Source organism: bacterium (genome assembly GCA_036524115.1).
GTDB lineage: Bacteria > JAUVQV01 > JAUVQV01 > JAUVQV01 > DATDCY01 > DATDCY01.
In genome coordinates, this window is the sequence record DATDCY010000179.1 from 1 (window position 1) to 2306 (window position 2306).

The 2306-nt window shown below is 65.8% G+C and carries 3 protein-coding genes; all 3 read left to right on the plus strand.

The window, feature by feature from the left end; translation table 11 throughout:
• A partial coding sequence (locus VI078_08815) for a hypothetical protein (protein ID HEY5999381.1) occupies nucleotides 1–183 on the plus strand: 183 nt, incomplete at its 5' end.
• 196 nt (nucleotides 184–379) lie between these two features.
• Entirely contained in the window at nucleotides 380–1591 is a 1212-nt protein-coding gene (locus VI078_08820; protein HEY5999382.1) for a hypothetical protein, read from the plus strand.
• A gap of 14 nt (nucleotides 1592–1605) precedes the next feature.
• The coding region (locus VI078_08825) for a cytochrome C (protein ID HEY5999383.1) at nucleotides 1606–2306 on the plus strand (701 nt) is incomplete at its 3' end.

A 2306-nucleotide genomic window follows, 5' to 3' on the forward strand; every position in this document is an offset into this window, starting at 1 on the left:
GCGGTCTGGTCGGGAGTCAGCGGCAGCGCCGGGATGCCCAGCTTCGCGCGCTCCTTCTCGGCTTGCAGGTACGCTTCGATCATCGGTGATCCTCCTGGGGGAATGGGTGATCTGGCTTATGCGGGTCCGTCGATGGAAACGAATCGTGTCTATAAACCAGCGTATTATACGCAACTTGCCTGAGGTTGGCAAAGGGGGATCGACCCGGAAAGGCCCGGGCGATCGATCATTTCGCCGCGGAATGTCAAGAGGCCCCGACAGGCGAAGACGAGAGTATACTTCCTCCAAGTTTCGCACTACCAGCAACGATTCCCAGATAGGCGAACGTGCGGTTTCGATCGGGGAAGGATCCTCATTCCAGGAAAGGAGGCAATATGCAATGAAGAGGTCCGCAACAGCACTCCTGTCGGCCCTCGTCATCCTGTGCGGGATTCAGACATCCGCCGGGGCCATGTCGCTGTCGGGACGCAGCTCGTCCCAGGCGTCGTGGTTCGAGGATGAACGGGGCGCCGACCATTTCGACCTCGCCCAGTACCTGCGCTTCAGCACCCGCGACTACGACTCGTCCGACACGATCCGGGTCGACGGGTACGGCCGCGCGAACGGCGACGTCCAGCAGGGAGGCGGCGTCGACGGCCGTCTCTACTATCTCTACTTCGACAAGAAGGGGCTTCCCGGCAAGACCAGCCTCCGGGTCGGCCGCCAGTTCTTCTTCGTCAGCGCCGGCTCCGCCCTGATCGACGGCGCGAAGGTCGAGACCAGCCCCGTCGGGCCGGTCACGCTCACCCTCGCCGCGGGGCGCAACGTGATGTTCTCCACCACCGGCGAGTTCACCCGCGGCGGCGACCTCGCCGCAGGCGCCCAGCTCGCCGTCACCGCCATCCCGCAGGGATCGCTCAACCTGTCCTACCTGGTCACCTACGACCAGAGCGACCTCGCAACCGAGAAGGTCGGCCTCGCCGCCGACAAGCGCTTCGGCAAGTTCGGCGAGCTCTACACCCAGCTCCGCTTCGACGTCCTCTCCGAGGTCTGGAACGAGATCGAGGTCGGCGCGACCACCGCCATCGTTCCCCGCCTCAAGCTGACCGCCGAATACTTCCGCACCATCCCGACCTTCGAGGCCACCTCGATCTACTCCGTCTTCGCGGTCAACCGCTACCAGGAGATCGCGGGCAAGGCCGACTTCGAGATCTCCAGGAAGCTCTCGGTCGAAGGCGAGTACCGCAACGAATCGTACGGCGAAGGCGACACGGCCAACGTCGGCGAGCTCGGCCTCCGCTTCCGGCCGACCGACGGCTCGTCCGTCTACGCCTCGGGCATCTGGCGCAACGGGGACGGCGGCAAGCTCGCCGGCTTCGAGCTCTCCGGCGACATGGCGATGGCGAAGAAGTTCACCCTCGCCGCCGGCGTGCAGCACGACGTCTACAAGCGCGACCTGATGACCGGCAACGAGTCCGCTTCCCGCGTCTGGCTGGGCGGCGACGTCAAGCTGCGCAAGGACGTCTCGGTCGCGGCCCGCGTCGAGGACAACTTCAACGAAAACTGGAACAACGACGTCCGGGCGCGCCTCGCGCTCAACGTCGACTTCTAGAAGGAGGGAACGACGTGAAAAAACTACTTCTCATGACCCTCGTCGCCTCCCTCGCGCTGGGAGCGACGCTTCTCTTCGCGGCGGAAGACCACTCCGCGTACCGGACGATGAAGATCGCCGAGTGCACCGAGTGCCACAAGGAAGCCGGGGCGACGCCCAACCACATGGTGGGCTGGAACAAGGAACACGCCCTCAAGGCCTCCAAGGCCGGCTCCAACTGCGCCGTCTGCCACGACCAGTCGTTCTGCCTCGACTGCCACCAGGGCGGCGGCATCGACGCCGACCTGCACGTCTCCCAGGGGCGCGACGTCAACTACAAGCCCAAGAGCCACCGCACCGACTGGCGGGAGATCCACCCGATCATGGCCATGGACAGCCCCAGGTCCTGCGAGAAGTGCCATGCCCCGAAGTTCTGCGAGAGCTGCCACTCGAAGTTCCAGCCCGAGGAGCTCCAGTTCCAGTCGCACCGCCGCGGATGGTCCGACCTGGCCACCATGCCCAACGGGCCCAGGCATGCGACCTTCACCGAGGCGCAGTGCCAGACGTGCCACCCCAACTCGGTGCTGCCCGCGCACACGTGGTCCAGGGAGCACGCCCGCGAGGCGCGCCGCGACCTGGCTTCCTGCCAGGCGTGCCACGCCGACGGCGACACCTGCCTCAAGTGCCACAGCGCCCGCTCGGGGCTGAGGGTCAACCCGCATCCCGACAACTGGGG

Bases quoted from the DNA above. Each gene is read 5' to 3' on its own strand.
- VI078_08820 (HEY5999382.1), top strand. From the start codon at position 380: ATGAAGAGGTCCGCAACAGCACTCCTGTCGGCCCTCGTCATCCTGTGC.